This is a genomic window from Actinacidiphila sp. bgisy160, assembly GCF_057707815.1.
The window spans coordinates 51,480-77,958 of the sequence record NZ_JBYIQW010000024.1 but is presented as its reverse complement, the minus strand read 5'-3'; the positions used below and the strand labels follow the sequence as shown (position 1 = coordinate 77,958).

At 73.3% G+C, this 26,479-nt stretch carries 24 protein-coding genes; 12 read left to right on the top strand and 12 right to left on the bottom strand.

Annotated features, from left to right (window positions below):
- The first annotated feature begins 32 nt into the window (after nt 1-32).
- Nucleotides 33-1,115: a zinc-binding dehydrogenase gene (locus AC3EUJ_RS20175; RefSeq protein WP_431963251.1), complete on the top strand. Its 1,083-nt coding sequence runs from the start codon at nt 33-35 to the stop codon at nt 1,113-1,115.
- A 358-nt stretch (nt 1,116-1,473) separates the two neighbouring features.
- Here the strand turns inward: AC3EUJ_RS20175 and AC3EUJ_RS20170 are convergent, their stop codons facing one another.
- Nucleotides 1,474-2,118, bottom strand: a complete 645-nt coding sequence (locus tag AC3EUJ_RS20170) for a TetR/AcrR family transcriptional regulator (RefSeq protein ID WP_431963249.1) — start codon at nt 2,116-2,118, stop codon at nt 1,474-1,476.
- A gap of 68 nt (nt 2,119-2,186) precedes the next feature.
- Between AC3EUJ_RS20170 and AC3EUJ_RS20165 the strand changes: the two genes are divergently transcribed.
- Nucleotides 2,187-3,338 (top strand): acyl-CoA dehydrogenase family protein, encoded by a 1,152-nt coding sequence (locus tag AC3EUJ_RS20165; RefSeq protein WP_431963247.1) that lies wholly within the window; start codon nt 2,187-2,189, stop codon nt 3,336-3,338.
- Nucleotides 3,339-3,409: 71 nt separating this feature from the next.
- A complete protein-coding gene (locus tag AC3EUJ_RS20160) occupies nt 3,410-4,042 on the top strand; it encodes a TetR/AcrR family transcriptional regulator (protein WP_431963245.1) in 633 nt (210 codons plus the stop codon).
- Here the strand turns inward: AC3EUJ_RS20160 and AC3EUJ_RS20155 are convergent.
- Nucleotides 4,033-4,494: a MaoC family dehydratase gene (locus tag AC3EUJ_RS20155; RefSeq protein WP_431963243.1), complete on the bottom strand. Its 462-nt coding sequence runs from the start codon at nt 4,492-4,494 to the stop codon at nt 4,033-4,035. The two genes, AC3EUJ_RS20160 and AC3EUJ_RS20155, sit on opposite strands and share 10 nt — an antisense overlap.
- A gap of 126 nt (nt 4,495-4,620) precedes the next feature.
- Here AC3EUJ_RS20155 and AC3EUJ_RS20150 point away from each other — a divergent pair, with 126 nt between their 5' ends.
- The gene (locus AC3EUJ_RS20150) at nt 4,621-5,958 is read left to right on the top strand and encodes a glycosyltransferase 87 family protein (protein WP_431963241.1); all 1,338 of its coding nucleotides are present in this window, start codon (nt 4,621-4,623) and stop codon (nt 5,956-5,958) included.
- Nucleotides 5,959-6,027: 69 nt separating this feature from the next.
- Here AC3EUJ_RS20150 and AC3EUJ_RS20145 read toward each other — a convergent pair whose 3' ends face one another.
- A complete protein-coding gene (locus AC3EUJ_RS20145) occupies nt 6,028-7,473 on the bottom strand; it encodes an amidase (RefSeq protein ID WP_431963239.1) in 1,446 nt (481 codons plus the stop codon).
- Nucleotides 7,474-8,191: 718 nt separating this feature from the next.
- Complete coding sequence (locus tag AC3EUJ_RS20140) at nt 8,192-8,791, bottom strand: hypothetical protein (RefSeq protein WP_431963237.1); 600 nt, start codon at nt 8,789-8,791, stop codon at nt 8,192-8,194.
- Between the two features lie 188 nt (nt 8,792-8,979).
- Between AC3EUJ_RS20140 and AC3EUJ_RS20135 the strand changes: the two genes are divergently transcribed.
- Nucleotides 8,980-11,727 carry a penicillin acylase family protein gene (locus tag AC3EUJ_RS20135; RefSeq protein ID WP_431963235.1) on the top strand — a complete coding sequence of 916 codons (2,748 nt, stop codon included), beginning with the start codon at nt 8,980-8,982 and terminating at the stop codon, nt 11,725-11,727.
- Between the two features lie 44 nt (nt 11,728-11,771).
- Here AC3EUJ_RS20135 and AC3EUJ_RS20130 read toward each other — a convergent pair whose 3' ends face one another.
- The gene (locus AC3EUJ_RS20130) at nt 11,772-13,079 is read right to left on the bottom strand and encodes a lipase family protein (RefSeq protein ID WP_431963233.1); all 1,308 of its coding nucleotides are present in this window, start codon (nt 13,077-13,079) and stop codon (nt 11,772-11,774) included.
- Nucleotides 13,080-13,257: 178 nt separating this feature from the next.
- Between AC3EUJ_RS20130 and AC3EUJ_RS20125 the strand changes: the two genes are divergently transcribed.
- The 3 genes from AC3EUJ_RS20125 (at nt 13,258) to AC3EUJ_RS20115 (ending at nt 15,801) form a co-directional block, all read left to right on the top strand.
- Entirely contained in the window at nt 13,258-14,025 is a 768-nt protein-coding gene (locus AC3EUJ_RS20125; RefSeq protein ID WP_431963231.1) for an SDR family oxidoreductase, read from the top strand.
- Nucleotides 14,026-14,184: 159 nt separating this feature from the next.
- Nucleotides 14,185-14,793 (top strand): TetR/AcrR family transcriptional regulator, encoded by a 609-nt coding sequence (locus AC3EUJ_RS20120; protein ID WP_431963229.1) that lies wholly within the window; start codon nt 14,185-14,187, stop codon nt 14,791-14,793.
- 21 nt (nt 14,794-14,814) lie between these two features.
- Complete coding sequence (locus AC3EUJ_RS20115; RefSeq protein WP_431963227.1) at nt 14,815-15,801, top strand: NADPH:quinone oxidoreductase family protein; 987 nt, start codon at nt 14,815-14,817, stop codon at nt 15,799-15,801.
- Nucleotides 15,802-16,228: 427 nt separating this feature from the next.
- Here AC3EUJ_RS20115 and AC3EUJ_RS20110 read toward each other — a convergent pair whose 3' ends face one another.
- Nucleotides 16,229-17,452, bottom strand: coding sequence for an acyl-CoA dehydrogenase family protein (locus AC3EUJ_RS20110; RefSeq protein ID WP_431963225.1), 1,224 nt, complete (start codon nt 17,450-17,452; stop codon nt 16,229-16,231).
- Nucleotides 17,453-17,455: 3 nt separating this feature from the next.
- Nucleotides 17,456-18,481 carry a phosphotransferase family protein gene (locus tag AC3EUJ_RS20105; protein WP_431963223.1) on the bottom strand — a complete coding sequence of 342 codons (1,026 nt, stop codon included), beginning with the start codon at nt 18,479-18,481 and terminating at the stop codon, nt 17,456-17,458.
- A gap of 131 nt (nt 18,482-18,612) precedes the next feature.
- Here AC3EUJ_RS20105 and AC3EUJ_RS20100 point away from each other — a divergent pair, with 131 nt between their 5' ends.
- Nucleotides 18,613-19,059 (top strand): ADP-ribosylglycohydrolase family protein, encoded by a 447-nt coding sequence (locus AC3EUJ_RS20100; RefSeq protein ID WP_431963221.1) that lies wholly within the window; start codon nt 18,613-18,615, stop codon nt 19,057-19,059.
- A 79-nt stretch (nt 19,060-19,138) separates the two neighbouring features.
- Nucleotides 19,139-20,428, top strand: coding sequence for a glucarate dehydratase family protein (locus tag AC3EUJ_RS20095; protein WP_431963219.1), 1,290 nt, complete (start codon nt 19,139-19,141; stop codon nt 20,426-20,428).
- Nucleotides 20,429-20,440: 12 nt separating this feature from the next.
- Here AC3EUJ_RS20095 and AC3EUJ_RS20090 read toward each other — a convergent pair whose 3' ends face one another.
- The 3 genes from AC3EUJ_RS20090 to AC3EUJ_RS20080 all read right to left on the bottom strand — a co-directional run bounded on the left by AC3EUJ_RS20090 (nt 20,441) and on the right by AC3EUJ_RS20080 (nt 23,401).
- A complete protein-coding gene (locus tag AC3EUJ_RS20090; RefSeq protein ID WP_431963217.1) occupies nt 20,441-21,361 on the bottom strand; it encodes an MBL fold metallo-hydrolase in 921 nt (306 codons plus the stop codon).
- 75 nt (nt 21,362-21,436) lie between these two features.
- Entirely contained in the window at nt 21,437-22,840 is a 1,404-nt protein-coding gene (locus tag AC3EUJ_RS20085) for a GntP family permease (RefSeq protein ID WP_431963215.1), read from the bottom strand.
- A gap of 39 nt (nt 22,841-22,879) precedes the next feature.
- Nucleotides 22,880-23,401, bottom strand: a complete 522-nt coding sequence (locus tag AC3EUJ_RS20080; protein WP_431963213.1) for a gluconokinase — start codon at nt 23,399-23,401, stop codon at nt 22,880-22,882.
- Nucleotides 23,402-23,514: 113 nt separating this feature from the next.
- Between AC3EUJ_RS20080 and AC3EUJ_RS20075 the strand changes: the two genes are divergently transcribed.
- Complete coding sequence (locus tag AC3EUJ_RS20075) at nt 23,515-24,222, top strand: FadR/GntR family transcriptional regulator (protein WP_431963211.1); 708 nt, start codon at nt 23,515-23,517, stop codon at nt 24,220-24,222.
- A gap of 53 nt (nt 24,223-24,275) precedes the next feature.
- Here the strand turns inward: AC3EUJ_RS20075 and AC3EUJ_RS20070 are convergent, their stop codons facing one another.
- Nucleotides 24,276-24,812 carry an AAA family ATPase gene (locus AC3EUJ_RS20070; protein WP_431963209.1) on the bottom strand — a complete coding sequence of 179 codons (537 nt, stop codon included), beginning with the start codon at nt 24,810-24,812 and terminating at the stop codon, nt 24,276-24,278.
- 155 nt (nt 24,813-24,967) lie between these two features.
- On the opposite strand from AC3EUJ_RS20070, the gene AC3EUJ_RS20065 reads away from it, so the two are divergent.
- Nucleotides 24,968-25,927 (top strand): hypothetical protein, encoded by a 960-nt coding sequence (locus AC3EUJ_RS20065; protein ID WP_431963207.1) that lies wholly within the window; start codon nt 24,968-24,970, stop codon nt 25,925-25,927.
- Here AC3EUJ_RS20065 and AC3EUJ_RS20060 read toward each other — a convergent pair.
- The gene (locus AC3EUJ_RS20060; protein ID WP_431963205.1) at nt 25,924-26,382 is read right to left on the bottom strand and encodes a MarR family winged helix-turn-helix transcriptional regulator; all 459 of its coding nucleotides are present in this window, start codon (nt 26,380-26,382) and stop codon (nt 25,924-25,926) included. The two genes, AC3EUJ_RS20065 and AC3EUJ_RS20060, sit on opposite strands and share 4 nt — an antisense overlap.
- Nucleotides 26,383-26,479: the final 97 nt, after the last annotated feature.

Here is a 26,479-nt window from a genome sequence, read left to right as displayed (position 1 = left end):
CCGCCACCGCCCTGAGTGCAGGAGAAGACACCGTGGTCCGCGCCGCCGTACTGCCCGCCGTCAACGCGCCCCTGACCCTCGCCGGGATCGACCTGCCCGAACCCGGGCCGGGCCAGGTACGGGTGAAGCTCGCCGCGGCCGGGGTGTGCCACTCCGACCTGTCCCTGTCCAACGGGACGCTGCGGCAGCCCGCGCCCGCCGTTCTCGGGCACGAGGGCGCGGGCACCGTCGTCTCGGTCGGCGAGGGGGTCGCGGACGTGGCGCCGGGTGACCGTGTCGTCCTCAACTGGGCGCCATCCTGCGGCGTCTGCCACTACTGCGGGCTCGGCGAGCCGTGGCTGTGCGCCGGCGCGGGCGCGGCGGCTGGTGTGCCGTACGCGAAGCTCGCGGGCGGCGGGGCCGAGCTCTACCCGGGGCTCGGGACGGCCGCGTTCGCCGAGGAGACCGTGGTCGCGGCGGGCGCGGTGCTGCCCCTCCCCGACGGGGTCCCGCTCGTCGAGGCCGCGCTCCTCGGGTGCGCCGTGCTCACCGGCTACGGGGCGGTCCACCACAGCGCCGCGGTGCGCCCGGGTGAGTCCGTGGCCGTCTTCGGCGTCGGGGGGGTCGGCCTCGCCGTCCTCCAGGCCGCCCGCATCGCGGGGGCGGGCACCGTGGTGGCCGTCGACGTCTCCCCGGAGAAGGAGGCCCTGGCGCGGGCCGCGGGCGCCACGGAGTTCCTCCTCGCGGGGGAGGACGTCGCCAAGCGGATCCGGGCGCTGACCGGCGGGCACGGGGCGGACGTCGCCATCGAGTGCGTCGGGCGCGGCGAGACGATCCGCTCCGCGTGGTCCTCGACACGGCGTGGTGGCCGCACGACGGTGGTCGGTATCGGCGGGAAGGGGGATCTGGTCTCCTTCTCCGCGCTGGAGCTCTTCCACTTCGGCCGGACGCTCTCCGGGTGCGTGTACGGCAACAGCGACCCGGCGAGGGACCTGCCGGTGCTGGCGGAGCACGTGCGGGCCGGGCGGCTCGACCTGTCGGCGATGGTCACGGAGCGGATCGGGCTGGAGGGGATCCCGGGGGCGTTCGAGGGGATGCTTCGGGGGAGGGGCGGGAGGGCCCTGGTCGTCTTCTGACGGCGGGTCGCCGTGTCCGGGTTGCTTGTCCCTGCGGCGGGCATCCCCCGCCTTCCCTCCCCCAGCCTTCGGCCGGGGAGCCCCCCATCCGGCGCGGCTGGTCGCCGCCTCGCGGGGTGCGTTGGGCGGGCCGGGGCCTGCGGGGCCGGGCGTTCCGGACCGCACCCGCGTTCGCCGCCGCCCCCGTGGGCGACGACACCGGGGCGCACTCGACACTGCTCCGCACCGACGACATGAGCCAGGCGGAGCCGGTGGCCGGATACGGACCGACCACGCCCACTGGGGTTCGGGCCACGGCGGCGACTGGCGTACGCGTTCCGTCTGCTTCGCCGTCCCCTGCGAGCGGTGACCCGGATCCTCAGGAGTCGGTGTGGCCCAGCGCGGCGAACTGCACCGCGAGCCCGTCGACGAGGGCGCGCAGCCCCGTCTCGAAGGCGCCCTCGTCCACCCGCTGCTGCCGTTCCGCGAGCAGGTGGGCCTGCCCGAGGTGCGGATAGTCCGCCGGGTCGTACGCCGAGGGGTCGTCGACGAACCCCCGCGCGAAGGACCCCAGCGCTGACCCGGCCACGAAGTACCGCATGAGCGCGCCCACGCGGGTGGCGTGGGCCGGGGGCCAGCCGGCGGCGGTCATGCCGCCGAAGACCGCGTCGGCCATGCGCAGGCCGGCCGGGCGGCGGCCCGGGCCCTGGGCGAGGAAGGGGACGATCCGGGGGTGGGCCGCGAGGGCGGCGCGGTAGGAGCGGGCCCAGGTCACGAGGGCGTCCCGCCAGTCGCGGACGTCGTCGAACATGGAGAGGTCGACCTCGCCGACGACCGCGTCGGCGACCGCGTCGAGGATCTCGTCCTTGGTCGTGAAGTGGTTGTAGAGGCTCGGCCCGCTGACGCCGAGCTCCGCCGCGAGGCGGCGCGTGGAGACGGCCTGCAGGCCCTCCGCGTCCACGAGCGCGAGTGCCGTGGCGACGATGCGTTCGCGGCTGAGCAGGGGCTTGCGGGGTCGGGCCATGCGGCACATAGTAGAGGCTGCCCCCAGGAAACTAGCAGTGATAATTTAAAGTCGAACCGAGGTGCGCCGTGAATCTTGAGCTGTCCGAGGAGCAGGCCGCGGTCCGCGCGCTGGCCGCCGAGTTCACCGAGCGCGAGATCGCGCCCCACGCGGCCGCGTGGGACCGGGCCGAGAGCGTGGACCGGGGCATCGTCAAGAAGCTGGGCGCCGTGGGGTTCCTGGGGCTGACCATCCCGGAGGAATACGGCGGCTCGGGCGGCGACCACCTGGCGTACTGCCTGGTCACCGAGGAACTGGGCCGCGGCGACTCCTCGGTGCGCGGCATCGTCTCCGTATCGCTCGGGCTGGTGGCGAAGTCCGTCGCCCACTGGGGGACGCGGGAGCAGAAGCGGCAGTGGCTGCCCCGGCTGGCCTCCGGCGAGACGGTGGGCTGCTTCGGGCTGACCGAGCCCGGCACCGGGTCGGACGCCGGCAACCTGACCACGCGTGCCCGGCGCGAGGGCGGTGACTACGTGATCAACGGCGCCAAGATGTTCATCACGAACGGCACCTGGGCGGACGTCGTCCTGCTCTTCGCCCGCACCAACGACGTCCCCGGCCACAAGGGCGTCAGCGCCTTCCTCGTGCCCACCGGCACCCCCGGCCTCACCCGGCACGAGGTGCACGGGAAGCTGGGGCTGCGCGGACAGGCCACGGCGGAGCTCGTGCTGGAGGACGTGCGCGTGCCGGCCTCGTCGATGCTCGGGCCCGAGGGCAAGGGCTTCTCGGTGGCGATGTCCGCCCTGGCCAAGGGCCGCATGTCGGTCGCCGCCGGGTGCGTCGGCATCGCGCAGGCGGCCCTGGACGCCGCCGTGGGCTACGCCAAGGAGCGCGAGCAGTTCGGCAGGCCGATCGCCGCGCACCAGCTGGTGCAGGAGCTGCTCGCGGACATCGCGCTGGACGTCGACGCGGCCCGGCTGCTGACCTGGCGGGTCGCCGACCTCATCGACCGCGGCCTGCCCTTCGCGGCGGAGTCGTCCAAGGCGAAGCTCTTCGCCAGTGAGGCGGCGGTGCGCTGCGCAAGCAACGCGCTGCAGGTCTTCGGCGGCTACGGCTACATCGACGAGTACCCGGTGGGCAAGCTGCTGCGGGACGCCCGCGTGATGACCCTCTACGAGGGGACCAGCCAGATCCAGAAACTGCTGATCGGCCGGGAGCTGACGGGGATCGCCGCCTTCTGACGGCGCCGGCCGGCGCCGACCGACCGCTCGGTATCTAAGCGCTTGCTCAGCATCCATGTAGGGTGTCCGCCATGGACGTGGAGGCGGAGCAGTCGGAGCGGACCGAGGCGTGGAGCGGCATCACCCCCGACGCCGCCAGGCGGCTGGTGATCGCCGCGGTCGAGGCGTTCGCGGAACGCGGCTACCACGCGACGACCACGCGCGACATCGCGGGCCGGGCCGGCATGAGCCCCGCGGCGCTCTACATCCACTACAAGACCAAGGAGGAGCTGCTCTACCAGATCAGCGTGGTGGGGCACCGGCTCTCCCTCGGGCTGCTCCAGGACGCCGCGAACGGCGCGGGTGGCCCCGCCGACCGCCTGGCCGCGGCCGTGCGCTCCTTCGTCCGCTGGCACGCGGAGCACCACACCACGGGCCGCGTCGTGCAGTACGAGCTCGGCGCGCTCGGCCCCGAGCACTACGGCGAGGTGGTGGAGCTGCGCCGGGAGAGCGAGGCCGCGGTCCGCTCGGTGATCCACGACGGCGTGCGGGCAGGGGAGTTCGACGTGCCGGACGTCTCCGGGACCACCGTCGCGCTGCTCTCGCTCTGCATCGACGTGGCCCGCTGGTTCAACCCCGGCGGGCGCCGGACGCCGGACGAGATCGGCGCGCTGTACGCCGATCTCGCCCTGCGCATGGTCGGGTACGCGCCTCGTCAGAGGTAGAAGCGGACGACCGTCTCGGCCACGCACACCGGCTTGTCGCCGCCCTCCCGCTCCACGGTGATCGCCACGACGAGCTGGGCGCCGCCGGGCACCTCGCTCACCTCGGCGATCCGGCCGGTGGCCCGCAGGCGGGAGCCGACCGGCACGGGGGAGGGGAAACGGACCTTGTTGACCCCGTAGTTGACGCCCATCTTCACGCCCTCGACCCGCAGCAGTTCCGGGGTGAAGGACGGGATCAGCGACAGCGTCAGGTAGCCGTGCGCGATGGTGGTGCCGAAGGGGCCCTGGGCCGCCTTCTCCGGATCCACGTGGATCCACTGGTGGTCCCCGGTGGCGTCCGCGAACAGGTCGATCCGCTTCTGGTCGACCTCCAGCCAGCCGGTCGTGCCGAGGTCCTCCCCGATGGCGGCCTTCAGTTCGCCGACCGAGGTGAAGATCCTGGGCTGTCCCATGTCATGCCTCCCGTACTGTCCAAGCGCTTGCTCAGCATGGTCTTCGCGGACGACCCCTGTCAACGCCCCGCAACCGGCGCGTATCAACGGCCGCAAGTCCGGTTTGTGACTATCTTTCATCTCCGTATGCCCCTGTTCGCGCTGGTGGAGGAGACGGAAGTGGCCGAGGCCCCCACGGAGACCAGCCCGCCCGACTGGCACACGCTGGAGGTCCGGAACGGCGGCGGCACCCCCTCCCCGGCGGCCACCCGCACCGTCCTGCTGCGTCCCGCGACCTGGCCACAGACCTGGCTCGCCCTCGCCGTCTACTGGCTCGCCAGCCGGGTGGTCATGCTGGCCCTGCTGCGCAGCGGGCAGGGCGACATCGCCCGCGAGGTGCACTTCCTCTACCGCCAGTGGAGCGAGGGCTTCGCGCACGGGACCTTCCCCGTCGGCGACGTGACCTGGCAGTACCCGCCGGGCGCCGCGCTGGTGATGCTCGTACCGGCGGTGCTGCCCGGGCTCAGCTACTTCCAGGGCTTCGTCCTGCTGTCGCTCGCCGCCGACGCCGTCGTCCTGCTCCTCCTCCTGCGGGCCGGGACCGGCCGGCCCGGACGCAGCACGGCCGGTGCGTGGCTGTGGGCGCTCGCCCTGCCGCTGCTGATGCACCTGCCCTACGCCCGGTACGACCTGATGGTCACCGTCGTCGCCGTCGGCGCGCTGCTCGCGCTGCCCGCACGGCCGCGGCTCGGCGGCGCGCTCGCCGGGCTCGCCGCCCTGATCAAACTCTGGCCCGTGCTGACGGTGCTCGGCACCCCGCGCGGCCGGACCACCCGGCAGACCTGGACCGCGCTCGCCGTCTCCGCCGGGGGGCTGCTGCTGGTGCTGTGCACCGTGTTCCGCGGCGCACTCGGTTTCCTGTCCGCCCAGCACCACCGCGGGGTCGAGATCGAGTCCCTCGGCGGGACCTTCCTGCACGTCGCCGAGATGTTCGGCTGGCCGGGGCGGGTGGTCGCGCACTACGGGTCGCTTGAGTTCACCGGCCCGTACGTCGCCGAGATCACCACCGCCTCCCTGCTGCTCACCGGGACCGCCCTGCTGTGGCTGCTGATGTGGCGTGTGAAAGCGGCCCGTTGGACCCCGGCCACACCGTACGACGCGGCGCTGACCGCGGTGCTCCTCTTCACCGTCACCAGCAGGGTCATCAGCCCGCAGTACCTGATCTGGCTGATCGGCCTCGGCGCGGTCTGCCTGACCATGCGGCAGACCACCCAGCGGCCGGTCGCCGCGCTGGTGCTGCTCGCCACCGCCGTCACCACGGTCGACTACCCGCTCTTCTTCGCGGACGTCACGGCCGTCACCTGGCAGGGCGCCGTCATCGTCGCCGTCCGCAACGCGCTGCTGGTCGCCGCCGCGCTCGTCTCCTGTGTACGGCTGTGGCGCACGAGCGTCCCGCATCGCAAGCGGCTCGCCGAGCTCCCGTAGATCCGGTCAGGATCCCGGGGGGAGCACCGCGAACCGACCGTCGGCCAGCCCCGCCGCGCCCCGCCCCGGCTACCAGATCGCGGGCCTGCGGCCGGCCCACGGCCGGGCCGACTCCAACTGCGCCGACAGCGAGATGAGCGTGGCCTCGTCCCCGTAGCGGCCGCCGAACATCACACCGATCGGCAGCCCCTCCTCCGTCCAGTGCAGCGGCACGCTCACCGCCGGCTGGCCCGTGGCGTTGAAGATCGGCGTGAACGGCGTGTAGCCGGCCAGCCCCGCGAACTCCGCGGCCGGGTCATCGTCGTCGCGCAGGCCCGCGCTCCCGACGAACGCCGGGGGCTGGGCCAGCGTCGGGGTCAGTACCAGGTCGTACGAGGAGAGCAGCGCGTCCGCGATCAGCTGCCCCAGCGCCCGGAACGCGTACAGCGACGCCGCGAAGCCGGGGCCGCTCACCTTGCCGCCCTCGGCGCGCAGGTGCCGCGTGAGCGGCATCAGCAGCTCCTCCTGCTCCGGCGCCACCGGGTAGATGGTGGCCATCACGCCCCACACCCGGGTGAAGGCGTCCAGGATCGCGCCGTCGACGGGCAGGTCCACCTCGTCCACCTGGTGGCCCAGTTCACGCAGCAGGTCCGCGGTGCCGTCGTACGCGGCACGGCAGTCCGGGTGCAGTTCGACCCCGGGCACGGGCGGTCGGGGCAGCCCGACCACACGCAGGCTTCCCGGCTCGCGGGAGACGTACGAGGAGAAGGTCTCACCCGGCGGCAGTGAGGGGGCGCTGTACGGGTCGCCCGGCATCGGGCCCGCCAACACGTCGAGCAGGGCCGCCGCGTCCGCGACCGTACGGGCGATCGGGCCGCTGCCGCTCAGGCCGCTCACGTCGTGCTGCACCGGGCCCGCGCTCACCCTTCCGCGGCTCGGCTTGATGCCGAACAGGCCGCAGACGGAGGAGGGGATGCGGATCGAACCGCCGCCGTCGCTGCCCTGCGCGAGGGGGGCCAGCCCCCCGGCGACCGCGGCCGCCGCGCCGCCGCTGGAGCCGCCGGCGGACCGCTCCAGGTCCCACGGGGTGCGGGCGGGCGGGGCCAGCTTGTTCTCGGTGTAGCAGGGCAGCCCGAACTCCGGGGTGTTGGTCTTGCCCAGCAGGACCGTGCCGGCCGCGCGCAGTCTGGCGGCGACGTGGTCGTCGACGTCCGGCACGTGGTCGGCGTACGCCTGCGAGCCCAGGGTGCAGCGCACGCCGGCCACGAAGTTGAGGTCCTTCACGGGCACCGGGACGCCGTGCAGGGCCGACAGCTCCCCCTGCCGGTCCCCGCGGCGCGCCGCGAGTGCCTCCGACTCCGCGTCGGCGGCCTGCTTGCGGGCGATCTCCGGGGTGACGGTGATGAACGCCCCGAGGGTGTCGTTGTGCCGGTCGACGCGGTCCAGATAGTGCTCGGCGAGCTCCGTAGGGGAGACCTCCCCGGCCCTGATCGCCTTCCCCTGCTCCAGCGCCGTCAGATCGTGCAACTCCGCCATGTGCCGGTCCCGTCCTGTCCGCGCGAGGTGGTTGCCTGGGGTGGCATCGTCGCACCACGGCGCCATGGGTGTCAGTACCGCGGGGTACGTGTGTGCGGCCGGTCGTCGTGTGCGGCGCCGTTGTGGTCGCGGTGCGGGTTTCTCCCCCGCCCTCCGATCGCCCGGCGCGGTTGGTGCGGGGCTTGCGCGTGCGTGTGGGTGGGCCGGGGTAGGGGCCGCCGGGGCTGCGCGGCGTTCCGGACCCCATATGTGCATGGCGGGCCGCACTTGTTGTGCCGTCTGTGCCGCACAACACATACACGTCAGCGTCCGGAACGCCCACCCACCCCCAGCTTCGGCCGGGGGTGCCCCCACCTCCCCCGCCCCCTCCGACGGTTCCGCGACCAACGGCCGGTGGAGGGTCAGAAGGCGGTCCGGGCTGCCGCAAGTGCCCTACTCACCTCCTACCGGCGAAGGAGTGTCGCGGAGTGCCCTCGCAGGGGACGAGCGGGGAACCCGGCGCCGAATGACGTGGACGCGAACCGCGAGCCCCGAGGTCGGGGCACCCCGGCCGAAGGCTGGGGGAGTGCCCCGGCGCGGCACCGACCCCGCGACGACCGTGCGAGGCGGTCACTGACCGCGCCGGGCAATCGGGCGGGAGGACGGGGAGAACCACAACATCAACCACTACGCGTCCGCACACGGCAACGGGCCGCAAGCGCGGACACCGCCCGCAGGCTCACCCCGAGGGGACGAGTGCGCCGCGCGCCTCCGCCAGGGCGGCCTCGCAGAGAACCGGCACCGGCACCACGATCCCGCACCGCCCGCACACGGGCCCCGCCCCGGGGTAGTGGTTGAGCCCGTTCCGCCACCGCAGCCGCTCCTCGCCGCAGACCGGGCACCCCGCCCCCGGCCCCGCGTCGATCGCCGCGATGATGCGCCGCAGTACGTCCGCCAGCCGGTCGTCCGGGTGGATGCGGGGGTTCTCGCACCAGGCGACACCGTTGCCGCCCCACGTGCGCCGGTGCCAGTCGTCGAGCGCGCCGGGCTGCCGGATGCCGTAGAACTTCTCCTCCTTGCGGCGCGCCGCGAACTCCCGCTCATAGGTGAGCCAGACCGCCCGCGCCTCCTCCAGTTCCGCGAGCGCCGTGACGAGCCGGACCGGGTCCGGCTCGCGGTCGTCGGGCGCGATCCCCGCGCCCGTGCACAGGTGGTCCCAGGTCGCGCGGTGCCCGTAGGGCGCGAAGCGCTCCAGGCACCTGCGCAGGTAGGTGCGGCGCTGGGTGGGGGAGCGCCGGGGATCGCGCACCTGTCTGGCGAGGCTCCGGAATCCGGCCATGGTGTGCCACCTCCGTCGTCGGTGTCGCATCGCTTTCGAATGGACGTAACGGACGGCGTTCCGGATCCGTCCCCGGGGTGGCGGGTTCCAGCCGGGATGGCGTAGCTGAAACGTGACGCATGTTCACCTTACTCGGCGGTCATATTTCGAAGTAACCTGCGTCACACCGCGCTTCGGGAGGAGTCGTCATGCGATCCAGATTTGACAGGTTCAGAACAAGATTCAGAACGACCGCCGCGGCGGCGGTCATCGCCCTGGGCGCGAGCCTCGTCGCGCCGCTGCCCATGGCGGCGCACGCCGCCCCCGCCACCGACTACTGCCAGGGGCGGTGCTCGGACATCCTGCCGCCGGGCGAGAACGGCAACGCCACCCTCGCCCAGATCCTGCTGAACCAGATCTTCGGCACCCAGCCCGAGCACGCGGAGGACCAGCTCGGGCCGTACGCGAACCTGGCCGGCGGGTACCAGAACCTCACCGACGCCACGATCAACGACTTCTTCAACGACGCCTCCTTCGGCGTCCCGTCCGGGCAGGTCGCCTCGACGGTCTCGCCCCGCAGCGACGTGACGATCACCCGCGACAAGAAGACCGGGGTGCCGCACATCGCCGGCACGACCCGGTACGGGACCGAGTTCGGCGCCGGCTACGCCGCGGCGCAGGACCGCCTCTGGCTGATGGACCTGTTCCGGCACGTGGGCCGCGGCCGGCTGACCTCGTTCGCCGGCGGCGCCCCCGCCAACCAGGGGCTGGAACAGGAGTTCTATCGCGCCGCACCGTACACGGAGGAGGACCTGCAGGCCCAGATCGACTGGATCGCCGCGCAGAACGGGGAGCGCGGCCGGCAGGCGCTGGCCGACGTGGGCGCCTACGTCGACGGGATCAACGCCTACATCGCCGCCTCCGACAGCGGCCGCTACTTCCCCGGTGAGTACGTGCTGACCGGCCACAAGGACGCCATCACCAACGCCGGCACCATCGAGAAGTTCAAGCCCACCGACCTGATCGCCCTGGCCTCCGTGATCGGCGCGCTGTTCGGCACCGGAGGCGGCGGCGAGGTGTCCAACGCCCTGTCCCTGCTGGCCGCCCAGCAGAAATACGGGGTCACCGAGGGCACCAGGGTCTGGGAGTCCTTCCGGGAGCGCGACGACCCCGAGGCGGTCCTGACCGTGCACGACGGCGAGAGCTTCCCGTACGCCGTCCGGCCGGAGAACCCCCAGGGGAGGGCTCTGCCCGACGCCGGGAGCGTGACGGTGGAGCCGCTGGTCCACGACCGCACCGGCAGCGCGGGCACCGCGGAGGCGTCCGCGGCGTCGAAGAGCGCCACCACGAGCGCGCTCTCCGCGAACACCCGGGGCATGTCCAACGCGCTGCTGGTCAGCGGCGCGCACACCGCGAGCGGGCACCCGATCGCCGTCTTCGGCCCGCAGACCGGCTATTTCGCGCCACAGCTGCTGATGCTCCAGGAGATCCAGGGCCCCGGAATCAGCGCCCGCGGCGCGTCCTTCGCGGGCTTGAGCATGTACGTGGAGCTGGGGCGTGGCCAGGACTACGCGTGGAGCGCGACCACCTCGGCCCAGGACATCACCGACACCTACACCGTGGAACTCTGCCAGGACGACGTCCACTACCTCTACCGCGGCACCTGCACGGCCATGGAGAAGCTGGAGCGCAGCAACTCCTGGCAGCCCACCACCGCCGACGGCACCGCGGCCGGCTCCTACCGGATGCAGATCTACCGCACCAGGTACGGACCGGTGACGCACCGCGCCACGATCGATGGCCAGAAGGTCGCCTACGTGTCGCTGCGCAGTTCCTACATGCACGAGGCCGACTCGGTCGTCGGCTTCCAGATGCTCAACGACCCGGCCGCCGTCACCGACGCGGCCTCCTTCCAGCAGGCCGTCCAGCACATCAACTACACCTTCAACTGGTTCTACGCCGACTCCCGGCAGGCCGCCTACTTCAACAGCGGCGCCAACCCGGTGCGCGCCGCCGACGTCGACCCGACCTTCCCGGTATGGGCCGAGCCCGCCTACGAGTGGCGCGGTTTCGACCCCGCCCACAACACCGCCGACTACACGCCCGCCTCGGAGCACCCGCAGTCCGTCGGCCAGGACTACTACGTCTCCTGGAACAACCGGCAGGCCAAGGACTACGACGCGGCCGGGTTCGGCAACGGCTCGGTGCACCGCGGCGACCTCCTGGACGACCGGGTGAAGAAGCTGGTCGCGGCGGGCGGCGTCACCCGGGCCCAGCTCACCAAGGCGATGGCCGACGCGGCCCTGACCGACCTGCGCGGTGAGGACGTGCTGCCCGGCCTGCTCAAGGTGCTGCGCAGCGGGACCATCTCCGACCCCGCGGTGTCCGCGGCCGTCACCAAGCTCTCCGACTGGGTGGCCGCCGGTGCCAAGCGCCGGGAGACCTCGCCGGGTTCGCACGCCTACGCCAACGCGGACGCGGTGCGGATCATGGACGCGTGGTGGCCGCTGCTGGTCCAGGCCGAGTTCGAACCGGGCCTGGGGAGCGAGCTGTACGCGGCGCTGACCGCCAACCTCACCGTGGACGAGGCGCCCTCGGCCGGGCACGGCCCGACCGGCTCGCACGCCGGCAGCTCCTTCCAGTACGGCTGGTGGTCCTATGTCGACAAGGACATACGGGCGGTGCTCGGCGAACCCGTGCAGGGCGGCCTGGCCCGTACCTACTGCGGCGGCGGCGAGCTCGCGGCCTGCCGAAACGTGCTGACCGGCACCCTCAAGCAGGCCGCCGCGAGGACCGCCGCCCAGGTGTACCCGGGTGACGAGAACTGCTCGGCCGGAGACCAGTGGTGCGCCGACACGGTCATCCACCGCACCCTCGGCGGCATCAAGCACGGCAAGATCAGCTGGCAGAACCGCCCGACCTACCAACAGGTCGTGGAGTTCCCCGCCCACCGCTGACCCGTCGTGCACGGCCCGCGCGGGCCGGTGGCCGGCCCACGGCCTCAGGCCAGGAGCCGGCCCGCGCGCAACACGATCCGCGCCAGCTCGGGGTGGCAGATGTCGCTGTGCGCCCCGGAGGGCGGACCCCCGTGGCACACCACGGCCGAGGCGTCCACGCTGACGCACCCGGCCCGCGGGAACGCCCCGCGCAGCGCCTCGGCCAGCGGCATGTCCATGGTCTCGTCGACCGCCTTGATGCCGTCGTGGCCCATCGCGCCCCAGCGGTCGCCCTGGCCGGGCCCGAACCCGCGGTCGTCGCCCGCCAGCCGGGACGCGATCGGGTACATCGTGCCGAGCGCCATGTCGTGGCGGGAGTAGCAGGCGACCACCGGGCCCGCGACCTTGAGCCGGGCGGTGCTCAGCGCGCCGCCGTGCGCCCCGTCATGGGGCAGCCGGGACGCGAACGCGTAGTGCGAGAAGGCGCCCTGGAGCAGGGTCACGGATCTCACCGCGCGCACCCCGTCGGGCAGTCCGCGCAGCGCGTAGGAGACCAGCCGGCCGCCGAAGCTGTGCCCGACCAGATGGACGGAGAGCGAGGGGTGGGCGCGCGCGAGCCGGCCGAGGAGCGGGCCGAGTCCGCGCTCGCCGACCGTCCCGGCCCGCCGCTTCATCGCGTAGTACGTCGCCTGGCGCAGCATCTCCTTGGCGCCGTTCCACAGCCGTGTCCAGCCCCCGCCCGCCAGCGGCAGCCCGGCGGCGCCGTCCTCCAGGGCCGCCGCGTACTCCTCACAGGCGGCCACGGGGTCGCCGCACAGGACGGCCGGATCCGCACCCGGCGCCGCGTCCGAGGTGTCCTCCGCGCACAGCCCCGCCACGGCCTCCGCCGGCACCCCGGTCAGCCGCCGCACCAGGGCGGCGAACTCCGCGAACGGCTCCTCGCCGTCCGGGCGTTCCTCCAGCAGCTCGGCGATCCGGCGGATCTCGTCCTCGTGCCCGGGGAAGACCGCCACGAGCGCGTCACGGGTGGCCGCGTCCAGCGCCGGCTCGGGCCGCAGTGGCTCGGGGCCGGGCAGCAGGGCGTCGAAGTCGGGGATCGGCTCGTCCGAGAAGCGCATGGAGGGCCACAGCACGCCCACGTAGCCCATGACCGTACCGGGCCGGGCGCGGCCGGCCAGCAGCCCGGGGACGGGGGCGAGGAACCGGTCGTACAGGGCGGTCGCGCCGGATCGGTCGCTGTTCCAGCCGTGCGAGAAGACCAGCAGGTCGGTGACGCCCTTCGCGCCGACACCCGCGGCGAGCCGGTGGCGTTGCGCCCGGTCGGGGTCGCCGTCCGCGTCGAAGGTCATCTCCCAGTACGGTTCGACACTCATCCCCGGCATGACCGTCCCCCTGACTCGCCCGGACCGATGCGGTCGCATCATCCCAATCCGGCGCGGGTGCGGCCATACACCGCGCGAGGGGAATTCCATCGCCTCCGGAGCGCCCTTCCCAAGCTCTGACCGACCGCTTAGTATGCCCTCGGAGCTGTTCCCAGTCGAAGGAGACGCGATGGAAGCGCGGCGCGATGCCCGGGTGGTCGTCACCGGTGCCGGCGGCGGGATCGGGGCGGCGCTGGCCCGGAGATTCGCGGCACAAGGCGCGCGCGTCGTCGTCAACGACCTGAACGAGGACGCCGCCAAGGCCGTCGCTGACGAGATCGGCGGCATCTGCGTCCCCGGCGACGCCTCGGCGGTCGTCGAGCCGGCCCGTGCCGCGCTCGGCGGCGGCATCGACGTGTTCTGTGCCAACGCCGGCACCGGCAGCATGGCCGGGGCAGAGGCCGACGACGCCGTCTGGGAAATGGTCTGGGACGTCAACGTCATGGCCCACGTGCGCGCCGCCCGCGCGCTGCTCCCGGAGTGGCTGGAGCGCGGCGAGGGCCGCTTCGTCGCCACCGTCTCCGCCGCCGGGCTGCTGACCATGGTCGGCGACGCCCCCTACTCGGTCACCAAGCACGGAGCCCTGGCCTTCGCCGAGTGGCTCGCCGTCACCTACCGCCACCGGGGCGTGCGCGTCCACGCCGTCTGCCCGGAGGGCGTGCGCACCGACATGCTGCGCGCGGCCGGGCCCGCGGGCGACCTGGTGCTCGCCCCCACCGCCATCGAGCCGGAGGATGTCGCCGAGGCCGTGTTCCAGGGCATCGCCGAGGAGCGTTTCCTGATCCTTCCGCACTCCGGGACGGGCGCCTACTACACCGCCCGCGCCGGGGACACCGACCGCTGGATCGACGGCATGAACCGACTGCAACGGAAGCTGGAGGAGGGGCGCGGCGCGTGAGCCCGTACGAGAGCGAGCCCTGCTGATCGAAGTCCTGTCCGAGCCGCCCAGGACGCCGAGCGGCAAGATCCTCCGCAGGGAGCCGCGCGCACGGAGGGATCGAGTCACATACCGGTCGGTATGCTGTCCGGGCGCACCGGTTCGGAGAGAGGGCAGGCCATGGCACGGAGCACCACCCCACCCAAGGCGACCGCGCCCGCGGTACCCCAGCGGCTGCTCGCCGAGGCCACCCGCCTCTTCGCCGAGCGCGGATACGACCGGACGTCGGTGCAGGAGATCGTGGAGGCCGCCGGGGTCACCAAGGGCGCGCTCTACCACTACTTCGGCAGCAAGGACGACCTGCTGCACGAGATCTACGGGCGCGTGCTGCGGCTGCAGATGGAGCGCCTGGAGGCGATCGCCGGCAAGGAGACGTCGCCGGTGGCGGACCGCCTGGTCGAAGCCGCCGCCGACGTCGTCGTCACCAGCATCGACAACCTGGACGACACCAAGATCTTCTTCCGGTCGATGCACCAGCTCAGCCCGGAGAAGCAGAAGGCCGTGCGGGCCGACCGCCGCCGCTACCACGAGAAGTTCCGCGCACTGGTCGAGGAGGGGCAGCGCGAGGGCGTGTTCCGGCGGGAGGTCCGGCCGGATCTCGTCGTCGACTTCTTCTTCGGAGCCGTGCACCACCTCGGCACCTGGTACCGGGAGGACGGGCCGCTGTCCGCCGGCCAGGTCGCCGCCGACTTCGCAGACATGCTGCTGCACTCCGTGCGGCAGCCCTGAACCGAACCGGGAGCAGACCGCATGAAGGCATGGCGTGTGCACGAGAACGGGGAGCCGCGCGAGGCGATGCGCCTGGACGAGGTCCCCGACCCGCAGCCCGGCCCCGGTGAACTGCTCCTGAAGGTCCGCGCCGCGAACGTCAACTTCCCCGACGGGCTGCTGTGCCGGGGGCACTACCAGGTGCGGCCGCCGCTGCCGTTCACACCGGGCGTCGAGTTCTGCGGCGAGGTCCTCGCGGTCGGCGAGGGCGTCACCGGGCACTTCGTCGGCGACCGGGTCATCGGCCCGGCCGCGCTGCCCGGCGGGGCCTTCGCCGAGCTGGCCGTCGTCCCCGCCGCGAGCGTGCTGCCCGCGCCCCCCGCGCTGGACGACGCCGAGGCTGCCGCCCTCCACATCGGCTATCAGACCGGCTGGTTCGGGCTGCACCGGCGGGCGGGGCTCCGGGCGGGCGAGACCCTGCTCGTGCACGCCGCGGCGGGCGGAGTCGGCAGCGCCGCCGTCCAGCTCGGCAAGGCGGCGGGCGCCACGGTGATCGGCGTGGCCGGCGGACCCGGGAAGGCGAGGACGGCGCGGGAACTGGGCGCCGACGTCGTCGTCGACCGGACCTCCGAGGACTTCGTGGCCGCCGTCAAGGAGGCCACCGGCGGCCGCGGCGCCGACGTCGTGTACGACCCGGTGGGCGGGGAGGCCTACACCCGGTCCACCAAGTGCGTCGCCTTCGAGGGCCGCATCCTGGTCGTGGGCTTCACCAGCGGGACGATCCCAAGCCCCGGTCTCAACCACGCCCTGGTCAAGAACTACTCCATCGTGGGCCTGCACTGGGGCCTGTACAACACCCATGACCCGGCCGCCGTGCGCGGCTGCCACGAGGAGCTCACCCGTCTCGCCGCGGAGGGCGCGATCAAGCCCCTCGTCAGCGAGCGCGTCGCACTGGAGGACGCCGCCGACGCCGTCCAGCGCGTCGCCGACGGTACGACGACCGGCCGCGTGGTGGTCGTGCCCCGCTGACCGCGCGGCGCCCGGCGCGCCGGCGCCGGCCCTCGCCCGCGGACCCGGCCCGGCGGGGCGCCGCGGGTGGGTGCCGCCGCTCGCGGAAGCGGTGGCGGAGGGGGAGCCGCCCAGGTACCCGGACGGCGACCTGGGCGCCGTCCTCGGCCGGTCGCGGCGTCACGGCGCGGCGGGTCCCCGGAGATCCGGCGGTCACCGGCGCGGACCTGCCCGTCGGCGTGCTCATCGCGTGCCTTCCGGCTCGTGGCCGGGCCCCGTGGCCCGGCGGCGGGAACACCATCGCGAGGCGTGCTGACCGTGCACGCACCATCGGTGCATCGGTGCATCGGTGCATCGGTGCATCGGTGCGCGCGTCGGGCCCGCACCGGGCGCGCACCGCGGCGCCGCCCCGGACACGAACCGGAAAGGCGCCGCGTGCCCCCGTGGGTCAGCCCTCCCGGGCGTACCGCTTCAGTTCACGGCGCGCCAGGGAGCGCTTGTGGACCTCGTCGGGTCCGTCGGCCAGCCGCAGCGTGCGGGCCGCCGCGTACAGCTCCGCCAGCGGGAAGTCCTGGCTGACGCCGCCCGCGCCGTGCAGCTGGATGGCGCGGTCGAGGATCAGCCCGACCTTCTCCGGGGTGGCGATCTTGATGGCCTGGATCTCGGTGTGGGCACCGCGGTTGCCGACGGTGTCCATCAGCCAGGCGGTCTTGAGGACCAGCAGCCGCAGCTGCTCGATCTCCACCCGGGCCTCGGCGATCCACTGCTGCACGACACCCTGCGCCGCCAGCGGCTTGCCGAAGGCGACCCGGCCCGTGGCGCGCCGGCACATCAGCTCCACCGCCCGCTCGGCCATGCCGATCAGCCGCATGCAGTGGTGGATGCGGCCCGGTCCCAGCCGTGCCTGGGCGATGGCGAAGCCGCCGCCCTCCTCGCCGATCAGGTTCTCCGCGGGGACCCGCACGTCGTGGAAGACGACCTCGGCGTGGCCGCCGTGGTCCCCGTCGTCGTAGCCGAACACCCGCATGCCGCGGCGCACTTCGAGGCCGGGGGTGCCACGCGGCACCAGGATCATGCTCTGCCGGCGGTGCCGTTCCGCGGCCGGGTCGGTCTTGCCCATGACGATGAAGATCCGGCACCGCGGGTTCATCGCGCCGGAGATATACCACTTGCGGCCGTTGATGACGTACTCGTCGCCGACCCGCTCGATCCGCGTCTCGATGTTGGTCGCGTCCGAGGAGGCGACGTCGGGCTCGGTCATAGCGAACGCCGAGCGGATCTCGCCCGCGAGCAGTGGCTCCAGCCAGGTCTTGCGCTGCTCCTCGCTGCCGAACTCGTCCAGCACCTCCATGTTGCCGGTGTCCGGCGCGGCGCAGTTGAGGGCCGGCGGTGCCAGGTGCGGGCTGCGGCCGGTGATCTCGGCCAGCGGCGCGTACTGGAGGTTGGTGAGCCCGGCGCCCCGCTCGCCGGGGAGGAAGAGGTTCCACAGGCCGAGTTCGCGCGCCTTGGCCTTCAGTTCCTCCACGACCGGCGGCGCGGACCACACGGCCTCGCCCTCGGCCTCCTCCCGCTGCCGGCGGAAGACCGGTTCCGCGGGGTACACGTGCTCGTCCATGAACGCGAGCAGCCGCTCGCGCAGTTCCTCGGTCCTGGCGTCGTACGCGAAATCCATGGCTCAGCCTTCCTGAAGCGTCCGCAGGCCGTTGTCGATGAAGGCCGGGACCAGGGCGCCGATCCGGTCGAAGCCGGCGCCGAGGGTCTGGCCGAGGGTGTAGCGGTAGTGGATGCCCTCGAGGATCACCGCGAGCTTGAAGTAGGCGAAGGCGGTGTACCAGGCGACCGAGGACACGTCGCGGCCGGAGCCGGCCGCGTAGCGCTCGATCAGCTCGGCGGGGGAGGGGTGGCCGGGCGCGCCCCCGGTGACGGAGACGGGGGTGCCCGGAGTGGGGCGCAGCTCGCTGTACATGAGCAGCAGCCCGAGATCGGTGAGGGGGTCGCCGAGCGTGGACATCTCCCAGTCGAGGATGGCCCGGACGGTGTCGTCGGCGCCGACGAGAACGTTGTCGAGCCGGTAGTCGCCGTGCACGACCGCCGCGGGCGCGGAGGCGGGCAGGCGGGTGCCGAGCAGCGCCGCGAGTTCGTCGATGCCCGCCAGCTCGCGGCTGCGCGAGGCGTCGAGCTGCTTGCCCCAGCGGCGCAACTGCCGCTCCAGGAAGCCGTCGGGCCGGCCGAAGTCGTCCAGTCCCACCGCTCTCGGGTCCACGGTGTGCAGCGCGACCAGGGTGTCCAGCAGGCGCAGCACGATGGCCCGGGTGCGCTCCGGCCCGAGCGCCGCGAGCTGTCGCTCGGTGCGGTAGGGCGTGCCCTCGACGAAGTCCATCACGTAGAAGGGCGCGCCGACGACTTCGGGGTCCTCGCAGAGCAGCACGGCTCCCGGGACGGGGACGGGGGTGTCGCGCAGGGCGCTGATGACACGGTGCTCGCGGGTCATGTCGTGCGCCGTCGCCAGGACGTGGCCGAGCGGGGGGCGCCGGACGACCCAGCGGGAGACGCCGTCGGTCACCGCGTAGGTCAGGTTCGACCGGCCGCCCTCGATGAGCCCGCCGTGGATCGGGCCCGCCACCAGCCCGGGCCGCTCGGCGTCGAGGTGCCGCCGCAACCGCTCCAGATCGAGTCCCGGTGGGTTCTCCGTCCCGCTCATCCCTGCTCCTCGCCGCTGTCATGAGTGTCCCGGCTATCATGCCGACCAGTCGGTATGTCGTCCAGTCCGCCTGCGGTCCGCCCGAGCGAAAGGCGGGTGTCCGGCCTTCCCGCCGCTGCGAGACTGACGCCATGATCCCGCCCGCCGCCCTCGACTCGCTGTACGGACCGGCGCATGGCGGCGCCTTCGGCGATCGCTGGTTCTTCACCTCGCGCGAGGAACGGGAAGGCGCCATCGCGCACCGGATCACCCCCGGGGACGTTCCCTGGTACTGGACCGACGACACCGCCCAGGCCCTGGCGCCCTTCGGGCACCTCGCGGCGAACGGCGTATCCGTCCGGCAGGACGCCCTCGCGGCCGGCCTCGCCGGGGCCTACGCCGCCGATCCGTACCGCGAGTACGGCCCCTCCATGCACGACGTCCTGCGCCGCATCGGCGCAACCACCTGTGCCATCGCCGCCCGCACCGGTGTCGCCGATCTGCCGCCCACCTGGCGCGCGGCCTTGGAGCCGCTTACCGGCTGGGTCCCGGCGCCACCCGGTGGACCGGCGTGGCGCCGCCGACCTGCGCGTTCTTGACGGGCATCCGGACGCCACCTAAGGTCGCGTTCTGGTGGACGTACGGAATTCACATACATGAACCGAGGGGTGGCGTGCAGTGACACCGCAGAGGGACCTGACGATCACCGGGGTGCGCCTCACCCCCGTCCTCATCTCCGACCCGCCGCTGCTCAACACCCAAGGCGTGCACCAGCCCTACACCCCGCGCCTGATCGTCGAGGTGACCACCGCGGGCGGCGTGAGCGGCGTCGGGGAGACCTACGGCGACACCCGCTACCTGGAACTCGCGCGACCGCTGGCGGAGGCCCTGCCCGGCTGCCGGGTCGACGACCTGAACAATCTGCCGTCCCTCGCGACGCTGGTGTGCGCGCCCCCCGAGGAGACCTCCGACGCGGTGGACGCCGGTGGCCTGCGCGGCGTCCAGACCGCCGACAAGCTGTTGCTCTCGGTGGTCTCGGCCTTCGAGGTGGCCTGCCTGGACGCCCTCGGCAAGGCGCTCGGGCTGCCCGTGCACGCCCTGCTCGGCGGGAAGGTCCGCGACACGGTCGACTACAGCGCCTACCTCTTCTACCGCTGGGCGGAGCACCCCGGAGGCCAGGGGCCCAGGGACGACTGGGGCGCCGCGCTGGACCCGGCCGGGGTGGTCGCGCAGGCCCGCAGGCTGGTGCGCGAGCACGGCTTCACCTCGTTCAAGCTGAAGGGCGGGGTGTTCGCGCCGGAGGAGGAGATCGCCGCCGTACGCGCCCTGGCCGAGTCGTTCCCCGAGCAGGCGCTGCGGCTGGACCCCAACGGCGCCTGGTCGGTGGAGACCTCGCTGCACGTGGCGCGCGAGCTCGGCGACGTCCTGGAGTACCTGGAGGACCCGGCCGCGGGCACCGCCGCGATGGCCGAGGTGTCCGCCGGCACCGACGTTCCGCTCGCCACCAACATGTGCGTGACGACCTTCCCCGAGATCGCCGAGGCCTTCGCCAAGGACGCGGTCCAGATCGTGCTCTCCGACCACCACTACTGGGGCGGGCTGCGTAACACCCGCGAACTGGCCGCGATCTGCCGGACCTTCGGCGTCGGCCTGTCGATGCACTCCAACACCCACCTGGGCATCAGCCTGGCCGCCATGACCCATGTCGCCGCCACCGTGCCCGGCCTGCACCACGCCTGCGATTCGCACTACCCCTGGCAGACCGAGGACGTCATCACCCGCCGCCACGAGTTCCGCGGCGGGCGGCTGCCCGTCTCCGACGCCCCCGGCCTCGGGGTCGAGCTGGACCGTACGGCACTGGACGTGCTGCACCGGCGCTGGCTGGAGGACGACGGCACCTTCCACGTGCGCGACGACGCCGCCGCCATGCGCAAGGCCGAGCCCGGCTGGGTCACCCGTCGCTGGTGACCCGGGCCGGCCTCAGGCCAGGCACTCCGGGATCCGGCCGCCGTTCAGCACGGCCATGTCGGTGATCACGGGCGGCAGGTCCAGCGGCGAGCCGAGCGGCAGGCCGTCCAGTTCCGCGTACGCGCGGTGCAGATTGGCGACCAGCCGCTCCGGCTCGCGCAGCGCAGCGAACTCGCCGAGGTCGGCCGCCCGCGCCACCTCCATCGGCGTCCGACCCGCCTTGTGGCCCTCGGCCGCCAGCTCGGCCACGAACCGCAGGTAGCCCTCGACGGTGGCGTACACCGAGGGGTCGCAGATGCCGCCGTGCCCGGGTACGACGACCTCGGCGTCGAGCGAGCGCAACACCTCCAGGGCGCGCAACGAGCCTTCGAGCGAGCCCATGGGGACGAACGGCGCGCCTCCGTTGAAGACCAGGTCGCCGGTGAAGACGACCTTGCGCCCCGGGAGCCAGACGATCGTGTCGCCGAGGGTGTGGGCCACCCCGGGGTGCAGGAGCTGCACCTCCTCCTCGCCGACGTGGAGGGTCAGCCGGTCCTCGTAGGTGACCGTCGCCGGGATCACCGGCACCTCGCCGTACTCCACGTCCGGCCAGATCGCGTGCAGCTGGTGGCCGGCCGCGACCTGCTCGGAGACGCACGCGGAGTGCCCGATGATCCGGGCCTCCTCCGCGAAGACGCTGTTGCCGTAGGTGTGGTCACCGTGGTGGTGGGTGTTGACCACGTGCGCGGGCATCGGCGCGCCGGAGGCGACGAGCGCGTCGCGCAGCATCAGGGCCCGGCGCTCGGTGGCGGCGGTGTCGATCAGCAGCGTCGTGTTCCCGTCGGTCACCCAGCCCGCGTTGTTGAGGCACCAGCCTCCGTCCGGCTGGACGTAGGCGTGGACCCCGGGAGCCACTTCCTCGGCGAACGGGTGCTCGGTGTGCAGCTGTGACATTTCGACGCCCTTCCCTGGTCAGACGCATGGAACGTACCAGGAAAGGGCGTACGCGCGGCGACGCGGGGGCGTCGCCTACAAGACGAGCGAGAGCAGCAGGACGAAGACGATCCCGACGACGGAGATCACGGTCTCCATGGCGGACCAGGACTTCAGGGTCTGCGGGACGTTCATCCCGAAGTACTCCTTCACCAGCCAGAAGCCCGCGTCGTTGACGTGCGAGAAGAACAGCGAGCCGGCGCCGACGGCGAGCACCAGCAGCGCGGCGTGCGTCGAGGTCATGCCCTCGGCCAGCGGCGCGACCAGACCCGCGGCGGAGATGGTGGCCACGGTGGCGGAGCCGGTCGCGACCCGGATGAGGACGGCGATCAGCCAGGCCAGCAGCAGCGGCGAGATGTTCCAGCCGTCCGACCAGTTCAGGATCATGTTGCCGATGCCGGCGTCGATGAGGGTCTGCTTGAAGCCGCCGCCCGCGCCGACGATCAGCAGGATGGCGGCGATCGGGCCGAGCGACCTCTCCACCGTCGTGGAGATCCGCTCCTTGGTGAAGCCGGCCGCCCGTCCCAGGGTGAACATGCCCAGGACCACGGCGGACAACAGGGCGACCAGCGGCGAGCCGATGACGTCGAAGATCCGGAAGACCAGGCCGCCCTGGTCGTCGACGAGGACGTCCACCAGCGCCTTGCCGAGCATCAGCACCACCGGCAGCAGCATCGTGGCCACGGTGGGGGTGAAGCCCGGACGCTTCTCCAGGTCGTCCGAGGCCCGGGTGGGGGTGAGGTGGTCGGGCGGGGTGACCTTCACCCAGCGGTCGGCGAACCGCCCGAAGAGCGGGCCGGCTATCGCCACGGTGGGCAGGGCGACGAGCACGCCGAGCGCGAGAGTGGTGCCCAGGTCCGCGTGGATGGAGTCGATCGCGGCGAGCGGGCCGGGGTGCGGCGGCACCAGGCCGTGCATCACGGACAGACCGGCCAGCGCCGGGACGCCGATCCGGATCAGCGAGTGGTTGCCGCGCCGGGCCACCAGCAGCACGACCGGGATCAGCAGCACGATGCCGACCTCGAAGAAGAGCGGCAGCCCGATCAGGCCCGCGATGAGCGCCATCGCCCACGGCAGCCGGCGTTCGCTCGTCCTGGCGAGGATCGTGTCGACGATCTGGTCGGCGCCGCCGGAGTCGGCGAGGAGCTTGCCGAGGATCGCGCCGAGCGCGATGAGGACGCCCACACTCGCGACGGTCGCGCCGAGGCCGGTGGTGAAACTGGCGATGGTCTTGGCGAGGGGGGCGCCCGCGACGGCACCGAGGACTCCGGTGCCGATGGTGAGGGCGAGGAAGGCGTGCATCTTCCAGCGGGTGATCAGCAGGACGATCACCGCGATGCCGGCGAGCGCGGCGAGGGCGAGCTGGGTGTCGCCCGCGCTGGTGATCGGTTCCGTCGCCGCCGGGGCCGCGGCCAGCAACTCGGCGCTGAGTGCAGACACGTTCTACTCCGTGGGGGGGGAGGGAAGGGGGAAGGGGGCTCAGTGGGGGAGCGCGCCCAGGGCGCGCTCGGCGATCTGCTGGGGGCTGCCGTCGATCGGCACGACCGCGCCGGCCTCGTCGGGCTCCAGCGCTTCGAGCGCCTCGAACTGGGAGTGCAGCAGGCCCGCGGGCATGAAGTGCTGCATCCGCACCGCCAGGCGCGTGGCGATCAGTTCCTCGGAGCCGTGGAGGTGGACGAAGAACAGCCCGGGGGTGTCCCGGCGCAGCCGGTCGCGGTAACGGCGCCGCAGCGCCGAGCAGCTGACCACGCCGCCGCGGTCGCCGCGCCCGACGATCCACGCCGCGATGGCGTCCAGCCAGGGCGCGCGGTCCTCGTCGTCCAGCGGGTGCCCGGCCGACATCTTGGCGATGTTGGCGGGCGGGTGGAAGTCGTCCGCCTCGGCGTACGGAACGCCCAGCCGCTCGGCGAGCAGCCCCCCGACGGTGGACTTGCCCGAGCCGGAGACGCCCATCACCACCACCAGGGGGAGATGCGGGCCTTCCTGGCCTGCCTCGGTCATCACAGGTACCTCCTCGTCCGCGTGACCGCCCCAGGAAACGCCATAGGTACTACTTATTCAAGGGTTCGAAATCAAATCGTCATACGAGGCCGTTCCCGCATAGGCTGTCGCCCATGGATCGGCAGGGAGAGCACGGCGGCCTGCACGCCCGTGTCTTGGCGGAACTCGGCCCCGCCATCGCCTCGGGCGCGCACCCGCCCGGCACCGTGCTGCGCATCGACGAGCTGGAGCGGCAGTACGGTGTCTCGCGCACCGTCGTCCGCGAGGCCGTACGCGTCCTGGAGGCCATGCACCTCGTCGAGTCGCGGCGCCGGGTCGGCATCACGGTGCGCCGCACCGAGGAGTGGAACGTCTTCGACCCGGCCGTCATCCGCTGGCGGCTCGCCGGCGCGGACCGGCCCCGGCAGCTGCGCTCGCTCACCATGCTCCGCACCGCGGTCGAGCCCGTCGCCGCCGGTCTGGCGGCGGCCGCCGCGACCCCCGGGCAGTGCCGCGAACTGACCGTCCTCGCCGCCGAGATGGCCGCGGCCGGACGGGCCGCCGACCTCGACGAGTACCTGGTGCACGACGTGGCCTTCCACCGCGTGATGCTCGCCGCGTCCGGCAACGAGATGTTCGCCCGCCTCGGCGACGTCGTCGCGGAGGTGCTCACCGGGCGCACCGAGCACCACGTCATGTTCAGCGCCCCCGACCCGGAGGCGGTCACCCTCCACGTCCGCGTCGCCGAGGCCGTCCGTGCCCGCGACGCGGAGGCCGCGGAGCGCCTGATGCGCGAGATCTGCGTCGGCGCGCTGCGCGAACTGGACGTCCTGGCCCCCTGACCCCCCTGCCGTGCGGCCGCGCCGTACCGGGTGCGGGGGCGGGGGTCACGGGGTCAGCCGGTGGGGCCGGCGTGGCGGAGAATCACGTCCACGGTCTCCTGCGGGGTCTGGCGGGAGGTGTCCAGCCAGAGGCCGATCCGCGGGGTGCCCGCGCGCAGAGCCCGGTCGAGGTCGGCGGGGGTCCACGCGCCGTAGGCCCGCTTGGTCCGGCCCGCCTCGCGGGCGGCGATCGTCTCCGGGGAGGGGACGAGGACCACGACGTGCAGCGGTCGGGTGCGCAACAGGGCGATCGTGCGCGGCAGTTCGTCGCCGAGGATGACGTCCTGCAGAACGGGGGTGAACCCGGACGCCGCGTACGCGTCCGCGCTGGCCGCCGCCAGGGTGTGCCGGAGCCGCAGTTGCCGCAGAGCCTCCTCGGTCAGGCCCGCGACGTCCCCCGAGCCGTCGCCGGGCAGTGCCTCGGCCCGCCCGCCGACGATCATCCGCCGGAACGTGTCGCCCCGGACGTGCGCCGAGCGGGGCAGCCGCTCGGCCAGCGCCTGCGCCACGGTCGACTTCCCCGACGCGGGGATCCCGGTGATCAGGAACATCGCTCGCACCTCACCGCCGTGTGCCCTTTCCCTCACCCCGCCGGGTGCCGCGTGGCACCCAGGGCGACTCTATGTTCGAGACACGTCGAGCGGAACGTTTCGGCGGACCGAAATCCAGGTGACCGCTGCGGAGTTGGGGTGGTGCACTGGGGGTCATGACCGCCGCGCCGGACGCCCCGCCTCCCCAGCCGTACCGCTGGGCGCTGACGCGTGCCCGCGGCGGTGCGCCGCCGGACCGGCTCGGCACCCTGACCGAGGGCGCCGCGCGCCCAGACCTGTGGTACCTGCCCGAACTGACCGCGTGCACGGGGTTGGTGCTCGCCCGCTCGGGCGGCGCCGACCTCTGCTTCGTCGGACGCTCCCTGGACAGCATGTACGACCTTCTGACCGGTGCCTTCGAGGGCTCGTCCCGGGAGGGCGGCCTGCTGCGCCTGCCGCTGTCGCTGCGCCTGCGCCCGGAGCCGGAGCCCGCCCACACCGCCCGGCTGCGCGAGCACCTCGCCGCGGCCGGGCTCGCGCCGCACGCCCTGGCCCGTCGTAGCCGCCCGGTGGCCCTGGTCGACCTGGTCTCCGAGGGCGGCACCTATGACACGCTGTTCGCCGCCCTCGCCGCATGGGTGCGCGAGAGCCGCGAGCCGTGGCCGGTGATCCGCCGCAAACTGCGCTTCGTCGGAGTGACGGCCCGCCGGCGGACCAGCCCCCACACCTGGCGCTGGCAGCAGCACACGACGGGCGGCTGGGCCCGCGCCCTGCCGGCCGGGCACGTCGTCGGGGTGTCCCTGCACCCGTGGGTGTGGTCGTACTTCGGGAACGAGCAGGCCAAGCTGCAGCCGTCCTTCCCGCCGCCGCGCTGGTTCGACGCGTACGCCGCGGAGCCCTGGCACGGCCCGGACCTCCCCGCGGCGCTGGCCGAGTCGCTGGCACTGGTCCGGGCGGGGCGCGGACGGCCGGTGCGCGAGGAGCTGGTGCGGGTGATCGCGCGGGAACCCGGTTTCGCGGACCGCGAGGTCCGCGCCCTCGTCGCCCCGCTGCGCGGCCGGTCGCCGTCGCGGCCGACGTCCCGCTCCCGCCGGCGCTCCGGTTCCCGCGCCCTGCCGGGCCGGCCTTCGCGCTAGCGGTCCTTGCCGCGGGCCTCCATGACCGGGCGGAGCCGCTCCAGCAGCGTGTACAGGGCCGCCTGCTCCGTCTCGTCCAGGCTGTCCAGCGCCCCATGGGTGGCCTGCATCTCGTCGCGGACGCGGCGGATCGTCTCACGCCCGAGGCCGGTGGCGACGACGTTCTTGACCCGGCGGTCGGTGGCGCTCACCTCGCGGCGGACGAAGCCGTGCGCCTCGAGGCGGTCGACGATGCCGGTGACGTTGGACGCATCGCACACCAGCCGCTCGGCGAGGCCCCGCATGGGCACCGGGCCGCCCAGCTGGGCGAGCACCTTGGCCTGCATGGAAGTCAGCCCGTGCCGGGCGGCCGCGGCGGCGAAGTCCTGCCACTGCGCGGTGCCGATGGCGGCGAGCAGTTCCAGCAGCTCGATCTTGGTGGGCTGCGCGGTCGTCGCGGCGGTCGGGGCGCTCATGTCTTCGAGTGTACTCAAAAGCTTGAGATGGTAAATCATTAGCTTGACGACTTCAAGCGTCGGCCCCTCGCGGGGCGCCTCCGGACTTCGCCTCCGT

Excerpts from the sequence above, each read along its gene's own strand:
- AC3EUJ_RS20070 (WP_431963209.1), bottom strand. The coding sequence starts at position 24,812 with ATGTTCCTGATCACCGGGATCCCCGCGTCGGGGAAGTCGACCGTGGCG.
- AC3EUJ_RS20170 (WP_431963249.1), bottom strand. The coding sequence starts at position 2,118 with ATGGCCCGACCCCGCAAGCCCCTGCTCAGCCGCGAACGCATCGTCGCC.
- AC3EUJ_RS20160 (WP_431963245.1), top strand. The coding sequence starts at position 3,410 with ATGGACGTGGAGGCGGAGCAGTCGGAGCGGACCGAGGCGTGGAGCGGC.
- AC3EUJ_RS20140 (WP_431963237.1), bottom strand. The coding sequence starts at position 8,791 with ATGGCCGGATTCCGGAGCCTCGCCAGACAGGTGCGCGATCCCCGGCGC.
- AC3EUJ_RS20145 (WP_431963239.1), bottom strand. The coding sequence starts at position 7,473 with ATGGCGGAGTTGCACGATCTGACGGCGCTGGAGCAGGGGAAGGCGATC.
- AC3EUJ_RS20130 (WP_431963233.1), bottom strand. The coding sequence starts at position 13,079 with ATGAGTGTCGAACCGTACTGGGAGATGACCTTCGACGCGGACGGCGAC.
- AC3EUJ_RS20080 (WP_431963213.1), bottom strand. The coding sequence starts at position 23,401 with ATGACCGAGGCAGGCCAGGAAGGCCCGCATCTCCCCCTGGTGGTGGTG.
- AC3EUJ_RS20120 (WP_431963229.1), top strand. The coding sequence starts at position 14,185 with ATGGCACGGAGCACCACCCCACCCAAGGCGACCGCGCCCGCGGTACCC.
- AC3EUJ_RS20125 (WP_431963231.1), top strand. The coding sequence starts at position 13,258 with ATGGAAGCGCGGCGCGATGCCCGGGTGGTCGTCACCGGTGCCGGCGGC.
- AC3EUJ_RS20075 (WP_431963211.1), top strand. The coding sequence starts at position 23,515 with ATGGATCGGCAGGGAGAGCACGGCGGCCTGCACGCCCGTGTCTTGGCG.
- AC3EUJ_RS20150 (WP_431963241.1), top strand. The coding sequence starts at position 4,621 with ATGCCCCTGTTCGCGCTGGTGGAGGAGACGGAAGTGGCCGAGGCCCCC.
- AC3EUJ_RS20060 (WP_431963205.1), bottom strand. The coding sequence starts at position 26,382 with ATGAGCGCCCCGACCGCCGCGACGACCGCGCAGCCCACCAAGATCGAG.
- AC3EUJ_RS20105 (WP_431963223.1), bottom strand. The coding sequence starts at position 18,481 with ATGAGCGGGACGGAGAACCCACCGGGACTCGATCTGGAGCGGTTGCGG.
- AC3EUJ_RS20065 (WP_431963207.1), top strand. The coding sequence starts at position 24,968 with ATGACCGCCGCGCCGGACGCCCCGCCTCCCCAGCCGTACCGCTGGGCG.
- AC3EUJ_RS20115 (WP_431963227.1), top strand. The coding sequence starts at position 14,815 with ATGAAGGCATGGCGTGTGCACGAGAACGGGGAGCCGCGCGAGGCGATG.
- AC3EUJ_RS20090 (WP_431963217.1), bottom strand. The coding sequence starts at position 21,361 with ATGTCACAGCTGCACACCGAGCACCCGTTCGCCGAGGAAGTGGCTCCC.
- AC3EUJ_RS20155 (WP_431963243.1), bottom strand. The coding sequence starts at position 4,494 with ATGGGACAGCCCAGGATCTTCACCTCGGTCGGCGAACTGAAGGCCGCC.
- AC3EUJ_RS20135 (WP_431963235.1), top strand. The coding sequence starts at position 8,980 with ATGCGATCCAGATTTGACAGGTTCAGAACAAGATTCAGAACGACCGCC.
- AC3EUJ_RS20110 (WP_431963225.1), bottom strand. The coding sequence starts at position 17,452 with ATGGATTTCGCGTACGACGCCAGGACCGAGGAACTGCGCGAGCGGCTG.
- AC3EUJ_RS20100 (WP_431963221.1), top strand. The coding sequence starts at position 18,613 with ATGATCCCGCCCGCCGCCCTCGACTCGCTGTACGGACCGGCGCATGGC.